Source organism: Roseovarius sp. MBR-154 (assembly GCF_053628595.1).
In genome coordinates this window covers 127,978-150,776 of sequence record NZ_JBRJGR010000002.1, presented here as the reverse complement: position 1 = coordinate 150,776, position 22,799 = coordinate 127,978, and the positions used below count along the sequence as shown (strand labels likewise).

Annotated in this window: 22 protein-coding genes; 16 read left to right on the top strand and 6 right to left on the bottom strand. The window is 64.8% G+C overall.

All coding sequences use genetic code 11. From position 1 onward, the window contains the following. Nucleotides 1–115: 115 nt before the first annotated feature. The 6 genes from ACSSV4_RS03950 to ACSSV4_RS03925 all read left to right on the top strand — a co-directional run bounded on the left by ACSSV4_RS03950 (nucleotide 116) and on the right by ACSSV4_RS03925 (nucleotide 8,968). The gene (locus ACSSV4_RS03950; RefSeq protein WP_454273609.1) at nucleotides 116–964 is read left to right on the top strand and encodes a hypothetical protein; all 849 of its coding nucleotides are present in this window, start codon (nucleotides 116–118) and stop codon (nucleotides 962–964) included. 585 nt (nucleotides 965–1,549) lie between these two features. Beyond that, nucleotides 1,550–3,442, top strand: a complete 1,893-nt coding sequence (locus tag ACSSV4_RS03945) for a multicopper oxidase family protein (RefSeq protein ID WP_454273608.1) — start codon at nucleotides 1,550–1,552, stop codon at nucleotides 3,440–3,442. Nucleotides 3,443–3,484: 42 nt separating this feature from the next. Next, on the top strand, nucleotides 3,485–4,273 hold the full coding sequence (locus tag ACSSV4_RS03940; protein ID WP_454273606.1) for an SCO family protein: 789 nt from the start codon (nucleotides 3,485–3,487) through the stop codon (nucleotides 4,271–4,273). A 76-nt stretch (nucleotides 4,274–4,349) separates the two neighbouring features. Next, nucleotides 4,350–6,368 carry a hypothetical protein gene (locus ACSSV4_RS03935; protein ID WP_454273604.1) on the top strand — a complete coding sequence of 673 codons (2,019 nt, stop codon included), beginning with the start codon at nucleotides 4,350–4,352 and terminating at the stop codon, nucleotides 6,366–6,368. 87 nt (nucleotides 6,369–6,455) lie between these two features. Then, nucleotides 6,456–7,280, top strand: coding sequence for an SCO family protein (locus ACSSV4_RS03930; protein WP_454273603.1), 825 nt, complete (start codon nucleotides 6,456–6,458; stop codon nucleotides 7,278–7,280). After that, the gene (locus tag ACSSV4_RS03925; protein WP_454273602.1) at nucleotides 7,280–8,968 is read left to right on the top strand and encodes a hypothetical protein; all 1,689 of its coding nucleotides are present in this window, start codon (nucleotides 7,280–7,282) and stop codon (nucleotides 8,966–8,968) included. Before ACSSV4_RS03930 ends, ACSSV4_RS03925 begins: the two co-directional genes overlap by 1 nt. 63 nt (nucleotides 8,969–9,031) lie before the next feature. On the opposite strand, the gene ACSSV4_RS03920 is transcribed toward ACSSV4_RS03925, so the two are convergent. Next, on the bottom strand, nucleotides 9,032–9,775 hold the full coding sequence (locus ACSSV4_RS03920) for a prepilin peptidase (protein WP_454273601.1): 744 nt from the start codon (nucleotides 9,773–9,775) through the stop codon (nucleotides 9,032–9,034). A gap of 114 nt (nucleotides 9,776–9,889) precedes the next feature. Here ACSSV4_RS03920 and gspG point away from each other — a divergent pair, with 114 nt between their 5' ends. The 8 genes from gspG to gspN are packed head-to-tail and all read left to right on the top strand — an operon-like array spanning nucleotide 9,890 to nucleotide 15,207. Next, nucleotides 9,890–10,357 (top strand): type II secretion system major pseudopilin GspG, encoded by a 468-nt coding sequence (gspG, locus tag ACSSV4_RS03915; protein ID WP_454273599.1) that lies wholly within the window; start codon nucleotides 9,890–9,892, stop codon nucleotides 10,355–10,357. Then, nucleotides 10,345–10,833 carry a type II secretion system protein gene (locus ACSSV4_RS03910; RefSeq protein ID WP_454273598.1) on the top strand — a complete coding sequence of 163 codons (489 nt, stop codon included), beginning with the start codon at nucleotides 10,345–10,347 and terminating at the stop codon, nucleotides 10,831–10,833. Before gspG ends, ACSSV4_RS03910 begins: the two co-directional genes overlap by 13 nt. Then, nucleotides 10,830–11,201 (top strand): type IV pilus modification PilV family protein, encoded by a 372-nt coding sequence (locus tag ACSSV4_RS03905; protein WP_454273596.1) that lies wholly within the window; start codon nucleotides 10,830–10,832, stop codon nucleotides 11,199–11,201. The genes ACSSV4_RS03910 and ACSSV4_RS03905 overlap by 4 nt, the downstream gene beginning before the upstream one ends. Further along, entirely contained in the window at nucleotides 11,198–11,815 is a 618-nt protein-coding gene (locus ACSSV4_RS03900; protein WP_454273595.1) for a type II secretion system protein GspJ, read from the top strand. The genes ACSSV4_RS03905 and ACSSV4_RS03900 overlap by 4 nt, the downstream gene beginning before the upstream one ends. Then, on the top strand, nucleotides 11,812–12,735 hold the full coding sequence (gene gspK, locus ACSSV4_RS03895) for a type II secretion system minor pseudopilin GspK (protein ID WP_454273593.1): 924 nt from the start codon (nucleotides 11,812–11,814) through the stop codon (nucleotides 12,733–12,735). The genes ACSSV4_RS03900 and gspK overlap by 4 nt, the downstream gene beginning before the upstream one ends. Next, nucleotides 12,732–13,931 (top strand): type II secretion system protein GspL, encoded by a 1,200-nt coding sequence (gene gspL / locus ACSSV4_RS03890; RefSeq protein ID WP_454273592.1) that lies wholly within the window; start codon nucleotides 12,732–12,734, stop codon nucleotides 13,929–13,931. Before gspK ends, gspL begins: the two co-directional genes overlap by 4 nt. Further along, nucleotides 13,928–14,443, top strand: coding sequence for a type II secretion system protein GspM (gspM, locus tag ACSSV4_RS03885; RefSeq protein ID WP_454273591.1), 516 nt, complete (start codon nucleotides 13,928–13,930; stop codon nucleotides 14,441–14,443). Before gspL ends, gspM begins: the two co-directional genes overlap by 4 nt. Further along, a complete protein-coding gene (gene gspN / locus ACSSV4_RS03880) occupies nucleotides 14,440–15,207 on the top strand; it encodes a type II secretion system protein N (protein WP_454273590.1) in 768 nt (255 codons plus the stop codon). Before gspM ends, gspN begins: the two co-directional genes overlap by 4 nt. Before the next feature lie 26 nt (nucleotides 15,208–15,233). Here the strand turns inward: gspN and choV are convergent, their stop codons facing one another. The 5 genes from choV to ACSSV4_RS03855 form a co-directional block, all read right to left on the bottom strand. Further along, complete coding sequence (gene choV, locus ACSSV4_RS03875; RefSeq protein WP_454273589.1) at nucleotides 15,234–16,262, bottom strand: choline ABC transporter ATP-binding protein; 1,029 nt, start codon at nucleotides 16,260–16,262, stop codon at nucleotides 15,234–15,236. Next, entirely contained in the window at nucleotides 16,259–17,095 is an 837-nt protein-coding gene (gene choW / locus ACSSV4_RS03870) for a choline ABC transporter permease subunit (RefSeq protein WP_454273588.1), read from the bottom strand. Before choW ends, choV begins: the two co-directional genes overlap by 4 nt. Further along, on the bottom strand, nucleotides 17,083–17,796 hold the full coding sequence (locus tag ACSSV4_RS03865) for a DUF6946 family protein (protein ID WP_454273587.1): 714 nt from the start codon (nucleotides 17,794–17,796) through the stop codon (nucleotides 17,083–17,085). The genes choW and ACSSV4_RS03865 overlap by 13 nt, the downstream gene beginning before the upstream one ends. 64 nt (nucleotides 17,797–17,860) lie before the next feature. Then, the gene (locus tag ACSSV4_RS03860) at nucleotides 17,861–18,787 is read right to left on the bottom strand and encodes a choline ABC transporter substrate-binding protein (RefSeq protein WP_454273586.1); all 927 of its coding nucleotides are present in this window, start codon (nucleotides 18,785–18,787) and stop codon (nucleotides 17,861–17,863) included. A 102-nt stretch (nucleotides 18,788–18,889) separates the two neighbouring features. Next, nucleotides 18,890–20,443 carry an ABC transporter substrate-binding protein gene (locus tag ACSSV4_RS03855; protein WP_454273585.1) on the bottom strand — a complete coding sequence of 518 codons (1,554 nt, stop codon included), beginning with the start codon at nucleotides 20,441–20,443 and terminating at the stop codon, nucleotides 18,890–18,892. A gap of 243 nt (nucleotides 20,444–20,686) precedes the next feature. Here ACSSV4_RS03855 and betI point away from each other — a divergent pair, with 243 nt between their 5' ends. After that, the gene (betI, locus tag ACSSV4_RS03850; RefSeq protein WP_454273584.1) at nucleotides 20,687–21,271 is read left to right on the top strand and encodes a transcriptional regulator BetI; all 585 of its coding nucleotides are present in this window, start codon (nucleotides 20,687–20,689) and stop codon (nucleotides 21,269–21,271) included. Next, nucleotides 21,268–22,779, top strand: coding sequence for a choline-sulfatase (gene betC, locus ACSSV4_RS03845; RefSeq protein WP_454273583.1), 1,512 nt, complete (start codon nucleotides 21,268–21,270; stop codon nucleotides 22,777–22,779). The genes betI and betC overlap by 4 nt, the downstream gene beginning before the upstream one ends. Nucleotides 22,780–22,799: the final 20 nt, after the last annotated feature.

Here is a 22,799-nt window from a genome sequence, read left to right as displayed (position 1 = left end):
AGAGTTGCCGCGCCCCGGCGCTGTGGTCTATGCTCGCGGTGATGAGCCCGTCTCATTTGTATGACCCCTCCGATGAGAGAACAGGAAGCCTTTCCTATGCACGCATCCGCACGATATGTGGCACGCCCGGCGCGATGCCCTGCGACAGAGGGCTGAGCCGATGCGCGGGCAGGGGCTTGTGGTGCTGGGCGCGGCTGTGATGCTTGGCTATGGCGGCGGACAGCTGGCGCTCACGGTGCTGGGGCAGCGCGCCGCGCCGCCCGCACCGGTGCAGATCGGCGCGGCGCTTGCGGCGGTCGAGAATGCCGCCCCCGCCGCGCTGCCCGACGAGTGGCCGCCGGTGTTTGATCCTTATGTCCCCGACCCGCCCAAGGCGCAGGCGCCGCCCAGAAAAGTCGAGACCTATCGCCTGATCGGCCTGGTGGCGGATGGCGCGGCGGGCTGGGCGATCCTGCAGGCCAGCGATGGCGACCGCATCGTGCGCGAGGGGGACCGTCTGATCGGGGGCGAGACGGTGCTGGCGATCGAAGGCGAAGGCGTTCGGATCGACCGCGCGGGCGAGGCGGTGCTGATCGCCTTCGAGGAGACGCGCGAGGAGATGTTCAACCGCATGGTCGGCGGCGGCGTGGTCGAGACCGAGACAGATCTGCCGGTCAGCGCCTTTGCCGGGCGCGACATGCGCCGTGTGCTGGGACGCGCGGGCAGTATCCGGATGATCACGCCAAATGGCGGACGCGGTGATCTGGTGCCCGAGATCCTGTGGGTGCGCGAAGGGCAGCTTTATGACCTGATCGGGTTGAAACGGGGCGACGTGGTGCTGCGGGTGAATGGCTATTCGGTGTCCGATCCGGAGACGCTGGAGAACGCCACGGCGATCCTCGATGAGTCGGACGAATTCGCGGTTGAGATCCTGCGTGAGGGGCAACGGCGGACGATCACGGTGCGGATCACCGGGCGTGGCTAGGCTGCGACGCGCTGTCACAGGTCCGTGAGCTGCAACAAACCTTCCCGAGACCTGATACTTCAACTTTTTTTCAGTGTTTTTGTCTGGCCGAATTTCGAAAAAAATCTATGAATGTCAAATAGTTGGGAAATGCCAATTCCAGGCAGTCAGTGCTCAAAGCATTATCACGATCCGATCACGAGAATGTTACCATTGTTATCTCGGTGCTTTTATGGTGTCATTTCGTCACGGTCAGTGCCGGACTCTGCTAAAAGTTGAAGAGTTCGGGGGTGATCGCAACGACAAAAAACAGGAAATACCGTGCTCAAGCGCGGAACGTAGGGGGCTCATAGCTCTTATAAATTAAAAACAAATCGGCGGGCCATGGGCCCGCGCGGGCCACACATTACTCATTCTTCCGGCCTGTTCTCCAAACTGTCGAGCGTGTTGCTCGAACCATAAGGTATTCGGCCCTTTCAGGGCTGCTTTCCTTCACGGGGTCCTGGGCCCTTCTGACTCGTGGCATGCATGGCACGAGGGCGGTGGCGGCATGTGTGGCGCCATCTAATACATAGTTCATACGCTTTATCTGCTGGAGGACAAAGCATGAAACGAAGAGACGCATTGAAGCTCGGCTTCGGTGCCGCTGGTGCAACTGCCGTTGCATCGCAGGCAGGCGCGGTCGAGATCGAACAGTGGCCCGACAGTGCCGAAGATGGTCTGCCCCAGGACGGGCTGGTTTTTCCCGATACGTTCCAACCCAGTATCGTGACCGAGCCCAGCCCCTTTGTTGAGCCGTTCACGGCCCCGCTCAACATCATGCCGGTCGCGGAACCGATCGACCCCAACACCTACGATCCGCCGATCGAGCCTGCGCGCCATCAGCGGTTCGACGATTTTCCGCCGCAGAAGCATTACCAGGAAGTGATGTCGGAATTCCGATGGAAGTACCACTGGCAGCCCCCCTATGGTGACGGTACCGAAGGTGTCGTCGGTCGCGATGGAGATCCTGATGTGGGGTCGTGGCACTGGGGTTTCAATGGCATCACCCCGGGCGAGACCTATCACGCCTATTACGGCGAGCCGGTCTTTCTGCGTCGCAACAACATTCTGCCGCCGGTCGGTCAGGGCAATGTGCAGTTCGCGCTGCCGTCGCCGACGGTCCACCTGCATAACGGGCATACCGCGTCTGAATCGGACGGTATTCCGCAGGACTTCTTCAACCCCGGTGAATTCTGGGATCATCACTATGCCAACTTCCCGGCCGGATCGCCGGATGGATGGGACGCGTTCAACAGAGAGATCATGAATACCCTTTGGTATCACGATCACCGGCTCGATTTCACGGCGACCAACGTCTATGCGGGCTTCTCGGGGTTCTACCTGCTGTTCGATGAGCGGGATTCGAACAACGAAGAAGATCGCAATCCGCGCGCCTTCCGGCTGCCCTCTGGCAAATACGATATCCCGCTGATCTTGCACGATGTGCAGTTCACATCCGAAGGTCAGGCGCGTTGGGATTTCTTCCTGCCCGATGGCGATCAGCCCAATCCCGAGGCGCGCCCCGAGCCGGTCGAGGTCGGCAACTCGCAGGGCACGCCGGACACGTTCGATTCCAACCGCCTGCAATACACCACGCAGGGCATGACCGGCGACCGGGTGACGGTCAACCGGATCATCACCCCCTATCTCGATGTGGATCGGCGCAAGTATCGATTCCGCTTCCTCAACGGGGGTCCGTCACGGCTTTACAATCTGCGTCTGAAGGTTGTGCCGGCCAATGGTGACGATCCCTATTTCGACGACTGGATTGTTCTGTCGAACGACGGCAACCTGCTCGAGGCACCGCTGGTCGAGCCGAACATCAAGCTGTTCGTCGCCAACCGTCACGATGTCATCGTCGACTTCTCGCGCTACCGCGATGGTGACAAGATCCAGGTCTGGAACGACATGGAGATCCGTTCCGATGGCGCAGGTCCGACCGGCTACACGCTGGAAGGCGACGACATGATCCCGGTGATGGAGTTCCGTGCCAAGGGCCGCAGGTTGAACGATCCCTCGCGTATCCCCTCCAAAATGCGCGTATTGCCGAGGATCCGCATGTCCGAAGTGCGCCGCAAGCGTCTGTTCGTCTTCGACTATGACAACGGGCTATGGACGGTGAACGGGCGCCTGATGGATCCCAACCGTGTGGATGCCAAGATCGAGCAGGGTTCTGCCGAGATCTGGACCTTCCGCAACGAGGGGAACGCCTGGGCACACCCGGTTCACACCCATTTCGAAGAGTTCCAGATCCTCGAGATCAATGGTCGTCCGCCAAGCGCGGTCGAGCGGTCGCGCAAGGACGTGGTGGAGCTTGGACCCGGTGACGAGGTGACCTTTTTCAGCCGCTGGCGCGATTTCTTCGGCAAGCACGTGATGCACTGTCACAACGTCGTTCACGAAGACCATGCCATGATGATCCGCTGGGACATCGTCGAGCCGGGTCAGGGTGACTGAGCACGCCGTACAGGAATTCTCTGAAAGACGAGAGGAAAAGACATGACTAACAGACGTCAATTCATGGCGAGCCTGCCTGTCGCGGCGGCTGCGGGGGCAACGGCGGGGTTCTACACCACGCCCGGTAACTCGCAGGAACGTGCGGCGGCGGCAGCCTCGGAGGCCCGTGCGCGGCTGCGAGACGCAGCGGCAGGGGTCAATCCCAATGACACGCCGATCCTGTGTAACCCCATCAACAGCGGCGGGGTTATCGACCAGAACGCGCGGGATTCATTCCCCAACGTGATGATGGTCAATCAGGATGGTCTCGGGATGGCCTTTTACGAGGGCTTTATCGAGAACAAGGTCGTGATGATGCACTTCATGAGCCTGCGGGACGAGCAGCACCTGCCGATCACCCGCAACATCGCGAAGGTCGTGCAGGAACTGGGCGACAAGGTCGGGCGGGACGTGTTCGTGTATTCGATCACCCGCGACCCCGAGCATGACACGCCCAGCCGGATGGCCGCCTATGCGCGCGAATTGAACGCGCCCGAAGGCTGGCATTTCCTGACCGGGACGCCGCAACACTGTGCCGATCTTGCCTTCCGGATGTATCGCATGAGCCATGCGACACTGCCCGGCAAGCGCAAGGTTGATGTGGTCTTTTACGGCAATGGCAAGGCAGGTCTGTGGGGGACGTTCCCCTATGACATCCGCCCCGACGATGCCGCCGAGCGTGTCACCTGGGTGATGCCGAAGCCTGCACATCAGCCGGGCGAAAAGTTCCGCCGTGCCGGGCCGCGCGTCTTCGACCTGAAGGACCCGCGCAACCACAATCGCGAGGTCTGACCGGACCTCTGGCCCCGGGAAACCGGGCGTCCAGCACAGAATTTGAAACGGAGACACTGAAATGTTTCGCAAATCCATGAGACTGGCCGCGGTGATGGCATTGCCCGCCGCAGTCACACTGGGAGGGGCGCCTGCCTGGTCGCAGTCACTCGGCCTCGTTCCGGAACCGACGGGCAACCTGTCGATGATCAACCCGTTCTGTATAGATCAGTTCAACTCGGGTCAGCAGCCCCGCACGCCGTTCGAGTCCCGCCGGGACAACGGGTTGCGGGACCCGGTGACTTTCGAACTGTTGATGAACCCCGATGGCACACCGCAAGGCGCGCCCACGGTGACCGAACTCACGACGGCAAGCGGACAATCCGTATTTCCCGCGAATCCGGATTTCCCGAACGGGGACAGCTTTACGCCGAACCCGTCCAACATGCTTCCGACGGTCTATGAGAACCTCAAGACGTGCCGGGGCAACGAGATCCCGAACACCCTGCCGTCAACGCCGGAAAACCCCTACAACCTGCATGACGATCCGGTGACCCGCGCGATCAACAAGACCTCGCCGACCGACGATCTTGATTTCATCATGGACCGGATCGAGGGAATCTCCAAGCCGCACAAGGTTTGCCGCAACTTCCAAGGCTTTAACTTCTGCTATGAATTTCCGCGCCGGGTGAACCCCGGTCAGCTGAGCCGTCTGGCACGGCACGGGGTGGATATCATCGAAGGCAACAGGCTGCGCGGTCGCTTCCGCGATCGTGAATACGAGGGTTTCCCGCTTCTGCACTATCTGGGCGGGCTCAAGACCAAGGCGGTCGATCCTGAAACCAAATCGGTCACGGTTACCCAGCTTTGGTATGACACCCATATCGAATCGGACGTGGCCTACATCGACCCGACGGCTGTCAATGACGAGGAATGGACGATCAAGTATGTCGTCAAGATCCTCAACCGCGGTCACGAGGATTTCGCGCCCTACGCGATGTTCTTCGACGATCCGAACGAGATGGACCTCAGCGATGTCGGTGGGCCGGATCTGACGCAGGGCGGCGCGGTGTTCCCGCGCATTCCGAATGCGGGCATGGACCAGACATTCTTTCCGATGCAAGAGGGGCTGGAATATACGCTCAACATGAAGATGCCGCCGGCACGCTTCTGGAACCTCAGCTACCACTGGGGCTGGCGTAACCACCCGCCGCGCGTGCAGGTCACCGAGAACGTGCTTGTGCCGCTTGGTTTGGATGCGGACGGCAATCCGCGTCCGCGCAACTTTGCCGAAATCGCTGTTTTCGGTGAGAATCCGCGTGCCAGCGAAGAGGCCAAGCTCAATGCCATCGGCATGATCGGCGACACGGCCCCGGCCAAGCGCATGTGGCGGATGTTCCGCGAGATGGCCAATCTCGACCCCGGAAATGACCCCCGCCGTAACTTCTACGGTCTCAACGGGGCGACCGTTCAGGCGCAGATGGAACTGGTCCGTCAGGCGTTTTACGACTGGCAGAACCGGCGTTCGCTTCCGACCGGCTATGAGATGGCCGAGGATGCCGATATCACGGTCGCGTTCCTCAACAACACCATGTATGGCCAGATCAAGGGCCATGATGGCGACGGGGAAATCCGGATGCAGCCCGGTCTATGGGACAAGCGTGGCGATACGGTCAACGTTCAGCTTCTGAACGGCGATTACTTCCCGCATGCGTATGTTCTGGTCGATTTCGGCGGGTTGCGCGGGTGGGAGAATACCTTCCACAATACGCTGCCGGTCGGTGGTGCCGGTCCGCTCTTCACCTTCGGGCGCAACTACTTCTGGATCCACATTGCCGGCCTTGGACCGATCCCGGTGCCGCCTGCGGTGCGGCCGGACACCGCCTCGCCGACACCGTTCGGCACGCTGGGATGGGAGCCGAACAACCGCGTGGCCGGTCTTGGCAATGGCCTTGCCTGGGGCGGGATGCAGCAGGAGATCTCCGATTACGTGAACACCGATGGCATCGGCGAGCACGACGTGATCGTGAACTTCACCTACGAGCCGTCGCGACGCCTGCGGATGTATCAGTTCGATGCGCTGCACCACGACGTGGCGGTGTGGTCGGTCCACTGACGACCTGAAAAATCCGGCTCCGGCGGCGTATCGGCCGCCGGGGCCGGGCTTCATTCGAGACATTGCTCGCTCACTCGGAGATGTGACATGACCGTTTTCAATATCGTTCCGCGTTCGGCCCGCCTGAGTCTGGCGGCGGTTTCGTTTCTGGCCCTTGCCGCGCCTGGGCTGGCCGATCATTCGGGTCATGACCCTGCCGCGCATGATCACGGCGCGCAGGAAAGTGCCGGTCACGACCACGGCGATGCACAGGCCGGGCAAGACGATCATTCCGGCCATGGCGACCACGCCGGTCATGACATGCCCCAAGGCGAGACCCACGCCACGATGGATCATCGCATGCCCGATCATCTTGGCATGGATGACCAAAACACCTTCGAGGGGGCGATGAGCCCCGACGGGTTCCAGTACAAGCGCAGCGCGAATGACTACGTGATGCCCGCCGTCACCCTGCGCAATCAGAATGCGCAAAAGGTGAACTTCGCGGAATTGATGGCGTATGACGGGCCGGTGGTGCTGAATTTCATTTTCACCAGCTGCGCCACGATCTGCCCGGTGATGAGCGCCACCTTCGGCCAGACACAAGAGGATCTGGCGGCGATCGACGACAGCTATCTGATGGTGTCGATCTCGATCGACCCGGATTACGACACGCCCCGCCGTCTGCGCGCCTATGCCGACCTGCACGCTGCGCGGGACAACTGGGTCATGCTGACCGGGCCGTTCGACGACATTTTCACCGTCGTGCGCGCCTTCGATGCGGTCTACAAGGGCGAGAACAAGATGTATCACCGCCCGCTCACCTTCCTGCGCCAGGGCAAGGACACACCTTGGCTCCGGCTCGAAGGTCTGCTCGGGTCCGAGGAACTGGCTGAGGAATATGCGGCCCTGCTGCGCCCCGAGGTGAACTGATGAGCCGCATGTCGATGACACCCGCGCTGCGGGTCGCGGCGCTTGTCCTCGGGCTGGTCGCGGCCCCGGTTCTGGCCGGGGCGGGGCAGACGGGCGATGCAGAGCTTGGCCGTACCCTCTACTGGGAGGGGATCGGGGCCGACGGCCAGCCGATCACCGGCGTGACACAGGGCGATGTGGACGTGACCGGCGTTCAGTTTTCCTGTGTCAACTGCCACCGCCCGAGCGGCTTCGGCACCTCGGAGGGCGGCAATTACGTGCCGCCGATCATCGGCTCGGTGCTGTTCCAGACCAAGACGGCGAACCGCAACCGCATGTTCAAGGATCTCTACCAGGAGGTGCAGCCCGCCGGATTCTGGGCGCGCGTGCGGCAGCCGCGGATGCGGCCCGCCTATGACGACGCGCTTTTGGCGCGGGCGCTGCGCGACGGGGTGGATGCGGCCGGGCACGAGTTCGACCCGATCATGCCGCGCTATGACCTGAGTACGGCGGATGTGGCGAACCTCTCGGCCTATCTCAAGACGCTGTCCGCCGAGATCGACCCCGGCGTGACCGGGCGCGATATCCATTTCGCCACGGTCATCGGCCCGGATGCCGATCCCGCCGAGGCGGACGCCATGCTGCGCACGATGGAATTGTTCTTCGAATGGCTGAACAAGGACACCGAGGGCGACACCCATAATCCGACCTTCTCGCCCAATTACCGGTCGAACTTCATCTCCGCCTACCGCTATTGGCAGTTGCATGTCTGGCGTCTCGAAGGGCCGCCAGAAACTTGGCGCGCGCAGCTTGAGGCGAAATATGCCGAACAGCCGGTCTTCGCCACGATCAGCGGTCTGGTCGAAGGGCCCTGGGACGAGATCGGTGCATTTTGCGACGCCAAGCATCTGCCCTGTCTTTTTCCCAATGCCGAACTGCCGACGCCGGGCGAAGGGCGCTATGGCTATTCGGTCTTCTTCAATCGCGGTCTGCCGCTGGAGGCCGAGGCGCTTGGTCTTTACCTTGGCGATCAAGAGGCACCGCCGTCTCGCGTCGTGCAGATCCACGGTACCGGCCCGCAAGGCAGTCGGCCCGCCCGCGCCTTTGAAGAGACGATGGCGATGGTCCTGAAAGACACGCAAGTCGAGACGGTGTCCTATGCGGATGAGGCGGGGCTGCGCGCCGCGCTGGCCGCGCATGGCGATGCCGACACCCTGGTGATCTGGCCGCAGGACGCGGCAGAGGCGGTTGCCGTTGTGGCCAAAAGCCCGCCCGGCGCGGCACGGATTTACCTGCCGTCGGCCACGCAGGACAGTGCGGTCAAGGCGTTCTCGCCCGATCTCATCGCGCGCAGCCGGTTGGTCTGGCCCTATGACGAGCCCGACTCATACCACCCGCGCAAATTCCGGATTAGGGGCTGGATGCACTCGCGGCGGCTGGAGGTCACGCATCCGCGCATCCAGTTGCAGACCTATTATGCCCTGACGATGGCAGAGTTTGGACTTATGCATATAATCAACGACTTTTACCGCGATTACATGCTTGAAATCATCGAGCATGAGGCAGAGAATGAGCTGAATCCCGGCACCCATCCCGAGCTTGCATTGGGGCCGGGACAGCGATTTGCCTCGAAAGGCGCGTTCATTGCTGAACTGGCGCCGGATAAGCGCGACGGCTATCGTGTCGTCAGCGAGTGGATCGTACCCTAGGTTTTGAGTAATGGGCCTTGTGGTACGTAGCGGGCGGTGGGGCAACCTGCCGCCCGTGCCTTTTCAGAGCCAGAGCCAGATCACGGCCGCCGCCGCCGCGAGGTAGGCTCCGAACGGAATTTCAGTGCTGCCATCGGCACGTGCCCCGCGCAACGCCCGCGCCGCCGTCACCGTCAGGGCACCAAGCGCTGCGACGAGCGCGACCATCGGCAGCGCCGCCCAGCCCAGACCCGCCCCGATGCCAGCCATCAACTTGACATCGCCAAGCCCCAACCCCTCGCGCCGCCGCACCATCTGATAGGCAAGGCGAATGGCCAGAAACGCCCCCGCCCCGGCCCCGGCCCCGATCAGCGCATCCGGCAGGCCGCGCGCGGGGTCGCTCCACGCCATCGCGCTGCCGGTCAGGATCAGCAGACCGGTCAGCGCATCGGGCAGGCGAAAATCCGACAGATCGCACAGCACGAGACCGAAGAGGCCCCAAAGCCAGAGCGCGCCGAGGACCATTTCCAGCGGCGTTGCGGCGACCCAAATGGCGAGGATGGCAAGGCCCATACCGATGATTTCGGCGTAGAACAGGCGTCGCGGGATCGCCGCACCGCATGCCCTGCATCGCCCCGACAGAGCGAGCCACGCCACCACCGGTACCAGATCGCGCCAGCCGATCCGCATCCCGCAGCCGCGACAGCACGATGGCGCACCGACGATGCTCTCGTCGCGCGGCAGCCGGTCGGCCCATGCGGCCAGAAACGAGCCGACGGCGGCCCCGCTCAGGATCAGGAAGAAGGCGAGCGGCGCGGTGTCGGGCATTGCGGATCCGGGCTGTGAAAAATGGACAGGAGGCCAAGGCTTCGATTGTCATGGGCCTGCCCATGCTTTATGATTCTGGCTGTAGTCTACACGCTTTTACGGACAGATTTTACCATGCAAATCAATACCTCACGCCGCTCTATCCGGACGGCCCGCCGCAGTGGCGGCGAGGCCGGGTTTTCCTTGCTGGAATTGATGGTCGTGGTGGTGATCATGTCGATCCTCGCACTGGTCGTGATGCCGCGCATCATCGACCGCCCCGATCAGGCGCGGGTGGCGCGGGTGCAGTCCGATCTGTCGGTGCTGTCGGGGGCGGTGAAGCTCTACAAACTGGACAATTTCCGCTATCCGACGACCGAACAGGGGTTGCGGTCCCTGGTCGAGGCGCCGGGCACCGAGCCGGTGCCGCAGAACTACGCGCAGAACGGCTATATCGACCGGCTGCCCAAGGACCCCTGGGGCAATGAATATCAGTATCTGCAACCCGGGGTGCATGGCGAATTCGATATCTTCACGCTCGGTGCGGATGGCGTATCCGGTGGCGAGGGCGTGGATGCGGATATCGGGTCATGGGACGAATAGCGCCGGGCGGCGAGACGGGATTCACCTTGCTGGAAATGGTGGTGGTGGTCGCCGTGATCGCCACGCTCTCGATCAGCGCGACCTTTGCGGTCAGCACCCGCGACAGCGCCGAGGCGGATGTGACCCGCTTTGCCGCCGCCTATGTGCGGCTGCGCGACCGCGCCATTCTTGGGCACGCGCAGCAGGGGATTGCCATCGTGCCCGAGGGCTGGCAGACGCTTGCGCCAGCGCCGCCGGATGCGGAGGGTGAGGGGTGGCAAGCCGTTGGTACGATACAGAAATTTCGTGGCGAGGTGCGGTTTGAAACTGCGGATGGCCCGATCTTCCCGCGCGAGTTGCCGGGCGATCCGCTGCCCGATCTGCTGTTTTTGCCTGACGGGCAGGTAACCCCGTTCGAGGTCACGTTCATCGCCAATGAGCGGCTGAGCCGCTGCCGCTCCACCGGGTTTGCCGGTCTCGATTGCGAGGGGATATGAGCACGGGCGGCACTGCCACACGGGGGGTGACCCTGCTGGAACTGGTGATCGCGGTGTTCGTGCTCGCCATCGGCACCATCGCCGCACTGCGCAGCGCCGATCACGCCGGCCGCGCGCTTGGCGGCGAGGCGGCGCGGGTGATGGCGATGCAGGTCGCGCTCAACCGGGCCGAGGAATACCGCCTTCTGGGCGCGCGCGAGGCGGTGAACCTGTCGCGGCAGGTGCGCTATGGCCCGTTCGACTGGACGCTGGAGATCTCCGAAGAGGCGACGCGCGCCGGGTTTACCGAGGCCACGATTGTTGCGCGCACCGATGGGCAACCCGGCGGGCGCATCGCGGTGATCGCCAGGACCGAGGTGTTCCCATGAGGGACGCTGCGTCCGACCGGGGCCTGACGCTGCTGGAACTGGTGGCGGTGATGGCGATTTTCGCGCTTGTCGCGGTGATGGGACTGCAGGCGCTCAGCGGCATGATGCGGGCCCGCGACCGGTTGACCGTGGCCGATGAAGAGGCCGCGGCGCTGGCCCGTGGGCTGACGCTCTTGCGCGCCGATCTCAAATCCGCCTCGGGGTCCGTGTTCTGGCCGCCCGCGACACCCGACCCGCAGCCGCCGCTGCTGGATCGCAGCGCCGAGGATGGCTGGTTTGCGCTCACCACCGCGGGGCGCACGGTGCTGCCCGAGGCGCTGTTGGCCGGGCAGGAGCGGGTGATCTGGCGGCATGACCGGCAGGACGAGCGGCTGACCCGGCAGGTCTGGCCGGTGCTGCGGCCCGCCTCCGCGCAGGCGCTTGCGCCCGAGACCGAGATTTTCGACCGGATCGCCGGGTTTCAGGTCCGCTCCTATGCCGGGCCGGAGGAGGGATGGATCGACGGTTGGGGGCAGCCCAATCCCTTGGCGCGCACCGAATTGCCCAAGGCGGTGGAGGTGCGGATCGACTCGGAACGCTATGGCCCGCTGCGCGTGATGGTGGCCTGGCCATGAGGCGGGATCGCGGCATCGCGCTTCTGAATGCGCTGATTATTGTCGCCGCGATTTCGGCGGTGGCGGCGGGGCTGATGCTGCGCGCCGAGACCAGCCGCGTCCGGGTCGAGGATCTGCAGATCAGCCAGCAGGCGGCGCTGCATCTCGATGCCGCCGAGTTTCTCATTGACCCGGTGCTGCGCGCCGATTGGGAGCGCGATCAGGGCCTCGATCATCTGCAGGAAGGGTGGGCGCGCGAACGGTTTGACGCCGAGATTGACCGGGGGCTGCTGCGCGGGCAGATCCGCGACCTGCAGGGCCGGTTCAACGTCAACAGCCTGAGCGCGCCGTCGGATCTGGCGGCGGCGCAATCCTTCGAGCGGTTGTTGCGCACGCTTGGCCTGCCGGTCGATCTGGGGCCCGAGATTGCCGGTTACGTGCAGGCGCGCGGACCGGTGCGCGCGGGGGATTATGCGGCGCGCGCGGTGCCGGTGCGGCCGCGCGGGGCGGCGATCGACCGGATCGAGGAACTGCGTCTCGTGCGCGGCATGACCGAGCCGCATTATGCGCGCCTCTTGCCGCATGTCGCGGCGCTGCCGCCGGGCACGGGGCTCAACGTCAACACCGCCTCGGCGGAAGTGCTGGGCGCGGTTTTGCCCACCGCCAACCCGGCGGGGATCGCGCGGTTCATGGCCGAGCGTGCCCGGTTGCCGTTTGAGTCGCGCAGCGATTTCACCCTTCGTGCGGAAAACCTGATCCACCCGCGGGCCGTTGCGCAGGCGCAGGTGCCCGATGGCGGGTTCACCGTGTCGAGCAACCGGTTCGAGGTGAGTTTCGAGCTATGGCTTGACGGCCGCGCGCAAAGCCGCGTCCTGACGGTCGAACGCTCACGGCTCACCGGGGCCACGACAATCGAACATCGCCGGGTGGTCCAACCATGAGCGTCTTGAAACCGCGAAAATCCCGCGACGCAACCGCACCCCTGCCGGTTCATGACCTCGAGACGGGCGGGGCGTTTCCGGCTCGGCCCTTCGTTGCCGTGGTGCCGGGCGGGGCGGTGCCGCTCATTCCGCTTGATCTGCCGGGCGCGCTCAAGGGAACAGCGCGCGAACGGGTGGCGCGGCGGCAGTTGCGCGATGCCTATGGTGGGGCTGAGGCGGGGCTCGATGCGCGCCCCGCCCGGCTCGGAGAGACGCCCGAGGCGTGGCAACGCATGCTGGTGGCCGAGGCAGGGGCGCGCACCGATTGGGCCAGGGCGGTCGCCCCGGCGGGTGCGCTCTGCCGCGCGATCCTGCCCGATTATCTTGCGCTGCCCGCCGCACCGGGTCTGTGGGTGGTCGAGGCCGACGCGGCGCGTATTCGCGCGCGGCTCGGTCTGGACGACGGCTTTGCCGCCGAGCCTGATCTGGCGCTGGCGTTGTTGCAGGAGGCGGCCGAGACGGCCCCTCCGCGCGCGATCCTGTGGCAGGGGGAGGTGCCGTCCGAGATCGAGGCATGGCTTGCGGCGCGGGCGTTGCCGGTCTGTCGTGAGGCGGCCGCGCTCGCCGAACATGATGTTGAGCCGCCGCGCCGCTTTGCGCATGGTGAACTGGCGCTCGATCTGGCGCGCGATCCGGGCGCGGAACGGGCCGAGATGCATCGCAGTCTGCGGCGGTTGCGGCTGCCGGTGGTGCTGGCGGTTCTGGGCTTCGCAGGTTGGATCGGCGCGATCCTGATGGATATGGCGGCGCTGCGCGATCAGAGCCTTGCCTACCGCCAGAATGCCGAGCGCATCCTGCGCGACGTGATGATCCCGACCGGCCCGATCCTCGATATCCGCACGCAGGTCACGCAGGTGATCGACCGGGCGCGCGGCGCCGAGGCGGAGGCGGAGACCGAGGCGCGCCCGCTCGACGTGCTGCGGCAGGCGGGCATGGTGCTGGGCGACCATGACCTGACCGTCACGCGGGTGAGCTATCAGCCGGGGGCAGGCTTGGTGATGGATCTGCAGATCGCCGATTTTGCGGCGCTCGATGCGCTGGTGACCGCGCTGCGGGCAGCGGGAACCGAGGCGCGTGTCGCGCAATCGGTGACGCGCGAGGATAGCGGCGTCGAGGCGGTGCTTGCCATGGCCGTCACGCAAAGGGGACAAAGATGAGCGCGATGATGGACCGTCTGGTCGGGTTTCTTCTGGGGCTGAGCCGCCGGGAGCGGTGGCTTCTGGCCGTGCTCGCGCTGGTCGTGCTGCCCGTGGGGCTTGTCTATGGCGTTGCCCTGCCACTGACCGAGCAGCGCGCGGCGGCGCGCGAGGCGGTGGCCGAGGCGCGCGCGACCGAGCTTTGGGTGGCCGATCAGGCGGTGACCTATGCCACGCTCCGGCGGGATGCGGGGGAGGGGCGTGTAACGGCCCGCGCGACCGATCCTATCGGCATCAGCGGTATCGAGGCCAGCCTGCGCGACGCCGACCTGCGTGCGGCGGCGAGCGAGTTGGCCAACAGCGCCGATGGCGGCATTACCCTGCGCTTCGACGAGGTGCGCTTTACCGCGCTCGCCGAATGGCTGGGCGCGCAGGCCGATAGCTGGGGCTACGATCTGGCGGGCTTTACCTTCGAGCGCGGCGCGCGCGAGGATGTGGTGGCTGCCGATCTGCGGCTGGTGCCGATCCGATGAGCCGCGTTCTGCTGATCTGTCTCGGGCTGGTTCTGGGCCTTGCTCTGGCCGGGCTGAGCGAGGGGCGGATGGCGCATCTGCGGCTTGTGAGCCCGCAGATCCTGCCCGCTTGGACGGCCCCGGTGACGGGCTCCTCGACCCTCTGGCGCGGGCAGGCGGACGGGCTGCGGCCCAGTGTCCTGCCGGGTCCGGTCGATCTGCGCTGGCGCTTTGAGCGGGTCGAGGCGGAAGGGCCGGTCTGGGCCATCGCGGTCACCGGCGCGGGTGTGGAGGCGCGCGGCGAGCTGGCCCTGACATGGGCGCGCGACCGGGTCGAGATCACGGGTCTGAGCGGCGATATCCTGCTGTCCGATCTGCCCGCGCTGATTGGCGGGGTGGTGCAATCGGGGCTGTTGCGCGTTGAGGGGCTGCACGCCGAGATCGGTTGGCCGGGGCGGCAGCTGCGCGGGCTTGGCGGGGCGGTCACGCTGACCGATGGCCAACTGGGCCCGGTCGAGATTGATACCGGCGAGGCGGTGCTGGTCAGCGACCGGGCCGGGGGCTGGCGCGTGCCGCTGTCGCTTTCGGGGCCGGTGCTGCGCGCCGAGGGCACGCTGGAGGGGGTGTTGGGGGCGCCCTCGGCGCGGCTCGATCTGCGGGTCAGTGCTGAGGGCGACCTGCCCGAGGAGACACGCCGCGCCCTGACCCGGATCGCCGAGCCGGACGGCGAGGGCTGGCGGATCGGGCGCGCGGTCGAGAGCCTCGCGGACTGGCCGGTGTTCTGACGGGAGGCACGCCCCGGCGCAGCGCCTCAGCAGCGCGGGTCGAGCAGCTTGGCGAGGATGCGGTTGCGGGTGATCTGGCCGAGGAGTTTACCGTTCTCCTCCACACCCACCGGCGTGTCGTGGCCCTGTGCCTTTTCCATCACCTGCTGGATGGTCGCATCGGGCGGCACGGTCGAGGTGGGCGTACCTGAGGCCGCCTCCATCACGTCGCGGGCGCAGAGCACGCCGAGCGGGTTCATATGGGCCACGAATTCGGCCACGTAGTCGGTTGCCGGGTTGGTGAAGATTTCCTGCGGGGTGCCGCATTGCACGATGCGCCCGCCTTCCATGATGGCGATCCGGTCGCCCAGCTTGAACGCCTCGTCAAGGTCGTGACTGACGAAGATGATGGTGCGCCCCAGCTTCTTTTGCAGGTCGATGAGCTCGTCCTGCAAGTGGTTGCGGATGAGCGGATCGAGCGCCGAGAAGGGCTCGTCCATCAGCAGGATCGGCGCATCGGTGGCGAAGGCGCGGGCGAGGCCCACGCGCTGCTGCATGCCGCCCGACAACTCGCCTACCTTGCGGTCGGCCCAGTCCGAGAGATTGACGAGGGCGAGCTGATCGGTGACCCGCTGTGCGCGTTCGTCCTTTGGGATGCCCGCAAGCTCGAGGCCAAGCCCCACGTTTTCGGCCACAGTGCGCCATGGCAAGAGGCCGAATTGCTGGAACACCATGGCGATATGCCGTTGACGCAAGCGGCGCAGGGTGGCGGCGTTGGCATGGGTCACGTCGACCATCTGCGCGCCGTCATGCACCTCGACCATGCCGCGCGCCACCGGGTTGAGGCCGTTGACCGCCCGCAGCAGCGTGGACTTGCCCGAGCCCGAGAGGCCCATCAGCACGAGGATCTCGCCGGGGGCCACCGACAGGTCGCAATCATGCACGCCCAGAACCTGGCCCGTGGCCTGCTGGATATCGGAGCGCGATTGCCCCTCGTCCATCAGCGGCAGGGCGGTCTCGGGCGCGTCGCCGAAGACGATGGAGACGGATTTGAAATGAACGCTGGCCTCGGTCATTTGCGGCCCTCCATGCGCAGCATCCGGTCGAGCACGATGGCGACGACGACGATCATCAGGCCCGATTCAAAGCCCAATGCGATATTGACGGTGTTGATCGCGCGCAGCACCGGCACGCCGAGACCGTCCGCGCCCACGAGCGCGCCGATCACCACCATCGAGAGCGACAGCATGATGGTCTGATTGAGCCCCGCCATGATCTGCGGCAGGGCGTAGGGCAGTTCGACCTTCCAGAGCGTCTGGCGGTTGGTGGCGCCAAAGGCCTGCGCCGCCTCCAAGAGCGGCTGTGGCGTGTTGGAGATGCCCAGATGCGTCAGGCGGATCGGGGCGGGGACCACGAATATCACCGTGGCGATCAGCCCCGGCACCATGCCGATGCCGAAGAACACGATGGCCGGGATCAGGTAGACGAAGGGCGGCAGCGTCTGCATCAGGTCGAGCACCGGGCGCATCCCGTCATAGAGCCGGGGGCGGTGAGCGGCGGCGATGCCGATGGGCACGCCCATGGCCATGCAGAAGATGCAGGACGACAGCACCAGCGTGAGGCTTTCGGTGGTCTCCTCCCAATAGCCCTGATTCAGGATGAAGAGAAACCCGAGGGCCACGAATAGACAGGTCTTCCAGTTGCGCTGAAGCGCCCATGTGAGGCCGACGAAAACGACGATGATCACCAGCGGGTGCGGGGTTTGCAGCACCCAGAGGAACGCGTCGATCAGGGTTTCCATCAGGATCGCCAGCGCATCGAAGAAGGCTGCGGCATTGTCCTGAAGCCAGAGAAAGAAATCCTCGGCCCATTGGCCCACGGGTATCTTGTGATCGCTCAGCCAGTCCATGAGGAAGCCTTTCCTTGAGTGGATACGCTGTCTGAAAGGTCGGTCAGGAACCGCGCATCACCTTGCGCCCATCCGAGCGTCAGCGCCATCCCATTGGGCAAGACTTTGGACCCGGCCCGATCATGGCCTGCCTCGATCCCGAGTGCTGCGGCAAAGTCTTCGAAATCTCCAAGCCATCTGGCCTCGGGAGAAAAGGATTGAACAATCATTGCCGCGTCTCTCAGGCCGAAGCGTTTAGCCTCTGCGATCGCAGCCGCGGTTCGGTGGATAAGCTGGTAGCGCAGGGTTTCGGGCGGTGGAAAGGACAGATCAAGCCAGTCGCATAGGGCCATCAGCCTGTCCCTCTTGCCGTGACTGGCGTCTTTGACCCAGACACCGACCGTGTCGCCGAACGGCTCCGCGACCTTGGCCTCTACCGCGACGCTGATGGTTCTGGGCCCTTCTCTCACAAGCGCGAATACATCGCACTGGCTGTCGCGTCGTCCCCCCGGCAGCGGCACCTTGTGTTCGGGGAAAGCAAACAGAAGTTCCGGAGTACCCCCAAGCAGGCGGGCGATCTCCGGAGGAAGCGCACCACCCGCCGCCTCCCAGCTCTGGGCCGTCGCCATGGCCGAGTACCCGGCCCGCCAATGCTTGTCGGGATCGGCCAATCCGGCGCGCCAGTCGGCGAGGCCGCAAGTGGGGCGAAAGATGCGGTTCATGTTTTCTGTGCGGCTTTAGGTGAGCGACGCGCCTCCGATTGCGGGAGGCGCGCCAGTGTCATCTTCACAGACCCAACTCGCCCTTGACCGCCGCCAACGCGTCGCCGCCACCTTGGGTGGTCACGCCGTCGAGCCAGCCGTCGAGCACGCCGGGATTGGCCTGAAGCCAGGCGCTTGCCGCCTCTTCCGGGTCGGTGCCGTCATTGAGGATCGCGCCCATGATCTCGTTTTCCATGGCCAGCGTGAATTCGAGATTGGTGAGCAGCTTGCCCACGTTCGGGCATTCCTCGACATAACCCGCGCGGGTGTTGGTATAGACCGTGGCACCCCCCAGATCGGGGCCGAACCAGTCGTCGCCGCCGGTCAGGTAGGTCATGTCGTGATTGGCGTTCATCGGGTGCGGCTCCCAACCGAGGAAGACGATGGGTTCCTCGCGGCGGTCGGCGCGGCTGACCTGTGCGAGCATCCCCTGTTCGGAGCTTTCCTTGACCTCGAAGCCCTTGAGGCCAAAGGCGCCCGAGTCGATCATTTCGAGGATCAGGCGGTTGCCGTCATTGCCCGGCTCGATGCCGTAGATGGTGCTGTCGAGCGCCTCGGCATGCTCGGCGATGGTGTCGAAGGAGGTGATGCCGAGGTCGGCCCCGACGGCATTGGTGGCGAGCGTGTATTTGGCACCTTCCAGATTGGCGCGCACGGTGTCGACGGTGCCCGCCTCGCGGTAGGGGGCGATGTCGCCCTCCATCGTAGGCATCCAGTTGCCCAGGAACACGTCGATGTCACCGGCGGCCATGGAGGTGTAGGTCACCGGCACCGAGAGCACCTTGGTCTCGGTCTCGTATCCCAGAGCCTCCAGCACCACGGTGGTCGCAGCGGTGGTGGCGGTGATGTCGGTCCAGCCGACGTCCGAAAACGTGATGCTCTCGCAATTGGCAAGCGCAGGGCCCGCGGCGGTGGCGAGGGCAAGGGCGGAAAGGGTGGTCTTGAGGGTCATCATGTCTCTCCCGTTATGGATTGTCCGGGCGCGCGGCCCGCTTGGCCAAGGGCCCGGAGGATGCTACCCCCGGGCCCCGGCATATCCGTCAGGCGGTCAGGGTCAGGCCATCCACCAGCGCTCGATCCAGCGCTGGCCGTCCACATCCCAGTTCGACCCCATCACGTCGGAATGACCGATCTTGGTCGAGTTGCCGAAGACGTAGTTGGCGAACATGGGGACGACCACGCCACCCTCGTTGCTGACCAGCGCCTGCATCTCGAAATACATCTCGCGGCGCTTGTCGTCGTCGAGTTCCGAGCGCGCCTTGAGCATCAGCTCGTCGAAGCGGTCGTTGCACCAGAAGCTGTCATTCCAGGCCGCGCCGCATTTGTAGGCGGTCGAGAACATCTGATCCTCGACCGAGCGGCCCGACCAGTAGACGGCGCAGAACGGCTTTTTCATCCAGACATCGGACCAGTAGCCGTCATTCGGCTCGCGCACCGGCGTGAGGTTGATGCCCGCCTCGGAGGCCGAGCTTTGATAGAGCACGGCGGCATCCACCGCGCCGACGAAGGCCGCGTCGGCCGCCGAGAGCGAGACATCGACACTGTCGAGACCGGCCTGCTTGAGGTGGTATTTCGCCTTGTCGGGGTCGTAGGCTTTCTGCTCCAGTTCGGTGTTGTAGAACCGTTGCCCCTGACCGATCGGATGGTCGTTGCCGACCGAGCCGTAGCCGAACAGGATCTTGTCCACCAGTTCCTGCCGGTTGATGCCGTATTTCAGCGCAAGGCGCACGTGGTTGTTGCTGTAGGGCTCGGCGCGGGTGTCCATTGCGAAGGTGTAATGCTGGGTGCCCGCGACCGAGTTGATCTGGATATCGGGGCGGCGTGCGAGCAGGCCCACGGTCTTGAGGTCGAGCCGGTCGGCCACGTCCACGTCGCCCGAGACGAGCGCGGAGGTGCGGGCGTTCTGATCGACCACGGCCAGTACCTCGGCGCTGTCGAACCAGGCCACGTCATCGCGCCAGTGGCCCTCGTGACGCTCGACCGCGAAGGACACGCCCGGGCTGAAATCCTTGAGCTTGTAGCTGCCGCAGCCATCGCCCGATCGCCAGTCGATGCTGTCGCCCTCGGCCTTGCAGATCACCAGGTGATAGTCGCTGAGGATGAACGGGAAGTCCGCGTTGCCGCCGTCGAGCGTGAAGACCACGGTGTCGCTGCCCTCTGTGGCGATGTCCTGAATCGGCGCTACGATGGGCCCGGCGGCGGAGGTTGAATCCTCGCCGCGGTGGAAATTGATCGACTGCACCACGTCCTCGACGGTGACTTCCTTGCCGGAATGAAAGGTCACGCCGGGCCGGAGCTTGAAGCGCCAGACCGAGGCATCGTCGGAGGCTTCCCAGCTTTCGGCCAGTTCGGGCTTGAGCTTGCCGTCGGCGGCGACCTCGGTCAGACGGCCATGGATGGCGAAGGACATCGAGGTGGTAAAGCTGTTTTCATAGGTCGCCGGGTTCAGCGTGTCGGTGGTCTGGCCGTGGCCGATGGCGGCGCGCAGATGGCCGCCGCGCTTGGGCTCGGCGCGCGCGCGCAGCGGCAGGCCCGCGACAAGTGCCGCACCGGCGGTCGTGGCCATGAAGCCGCGACGATTCATGCGGCCGGAATTGAGGATGGTCATGTTGGTGGTCTCCCTTTGCGTTATTGATCCTGACCTTGCTCTGCGGGCGAACGGGCAGGGTGCCCCAGGTTCCGCGGCGGTCAGTTGCGATAAGAGTAGGCTAATATGACGGTGCAGTGAATTACAACGTCGATGATGTCCCGAGGGGCGGATGGTGCCGGTTTTGAACCTCCGGTTTTATTGATTGACGCGTCAATTAAACACGATTAGGCCAGACAGGCAAGCACGCAGATGGAGGGGCAAATGCCCAGGATCGGAATGGAGCCCATCAGGCGCAGTGCGCTGGTCGAGGCGACGATTCACGAGATCGGCGCGCGCGGCTCGCTCGACGTGACCGTGGCGCAGATCGCCAGGCGGGCGGGGATGTCCTCGGCGCTGGCGCATCACTATTTCGGCTCCAAGGAACAGATTTTCGTGGCCGCGATGCGCCATATCCTGACCCTCTACGGGGCCGAGGTGCGCGGCGCGCTGATCATGGCCAAAACCCCGCGCGAGCGGGTGGAGGCGATCATCCGCGCCAGTTTCACCCCGGTGCAGTTCCGCCCCGAAATGGTTTCGGCCTGGCTCAATTTCTACGTGCAGGCGCAGCGTTCGGACGACGCCCGGCGATTGCTGCACATCTACCAGCGGCGGCTGCGCTCCAACCTGCATCACGCCCTGCGGCGAATCGCCGGGTCCGAGGCGCGCACGCTGACCCGGGGCTGTGCCGCAATGATCGACGGGCTCTATATCCGCCAGGCGTTGGGCGAGGGCGGCATCGCTCCCGAGGCCGCCATCGCCGTGCTTCTGCATTACCTCGAAACCAGCCTGCCACAGGAGGAACAATGACCCGCGGCCCCAATATCCTGATCTTCATGGTCGACCAGTTGAACGGGACGCTGTTCCCGGACGGCCCGGCGGAGTGGCTGCACACGCCCAACCTGCGCAAGCTGGCGGCGCGGTCGACCCGGTTTGCCAATGCCTACACGGCAAGCCCGCTCTGCGCGCCGGGGCGGGCGAGTTTCATGTCCGGCCTCTTGCCCTCGCGCAGCCGCGTCTACGACAATGCCGCCGAGTTTTCGGCGGATATTCCCACCTATGCCCATCACCTGCGCCGCGCGGGCTATCAGACCTGCCTGAGCGGCAAGATGCATTTCGTCGGCCCCGATCAGCTGCATGGCTTCGAGCAGCGCCTGACCACCGATATCTATCCTGCCGATTTCGGCTGGACGCCGGACTACCGCAAACCCGGCGAGCGGATCGACTGGTGGTATCACAATCTGGGCTCGGTGACCGGCAGCGGCGTGGCCGAGATTTCCAACCAGATGGAATATGACGATGAGGTCGCCTACAACGCCACTCGCAAGGTCTATGATCTCGCGCGCGGCCATGACGCGCGGCCCTGGTGCCTGACGGTCAGTTTCACCCATCCGCATGATCCTTACGTGGCGCGCCGCAAATACTGGGATCTCTACGAGGCGTGCGAGCACCTGTTGCCGCAGGTTCCGGCGATGGACTACGAGGACCATGACGCCCACTCCAGGCGCATCTTTGACGCCAATGACTGGCGCTCGTTCGACATTTCGGACGAGGATATCCGCCGCTCCCGCCGCGCCTATTTTGCCAATATCTCCTATCTTGATGACAAGATCGGCGAGGTGATGGGGGCGCTGGAGGCGACGCGGCAGGAGGCGGTGATCCTGTTCGTGTCGGATCATGGCGACATGCTGGGCGAGCGCGGGCTGTGGTTCAAGATGTCGTTTTACGAAGGGTCGGCGCGGGTGCCGCTGATGATCAGCGCGCCGGACATGACACCGGGACTTGTGACCGATCCGGTGAGCACCATCGACGTCTGCCCGACGCTCTGCGATCTGGCCGGGGCTGACATGTCCGAGGTCATGCCCTGGACAGAGGGGCAATCGCTGATCCATCTCGGGCAGGGCGGGACACGCGAGGCCCCCGTGGCGATGGAATACGCCGCCGAGGCGTCCTACGCGCCGCTCGTCTCGCTGCGCTACGGGCGTTGGAAATACAATCGCTGCGCGCTCGACCCCGATCAGCTCTTCGATCTGGAGGCCGACCCGCATGAGCTGACCAACCTCGCCGATGACCCCGCCCATGCCGGGACGCTGGCGCAATTGCAGGCCAAGGCCGCGGCGCGCTGGGATCTTGATGCTTTTGATGCCCAGGTCCGCGAGAGCCAGGCCCGCCGCTGGGTGGTCTACGAGGCGCTGCGTCAGGGGGGCTATTACCCGTGGGATTACCAGCCGCTGCAGCAGGCCTCCGAGCGCTACATGCGCAACCACATGGACCTCAATGTCGTGGAAGAGAACCAGCGCTTTCCGAGAGGCGAATGATGGCTTCATCTTGCCATAAA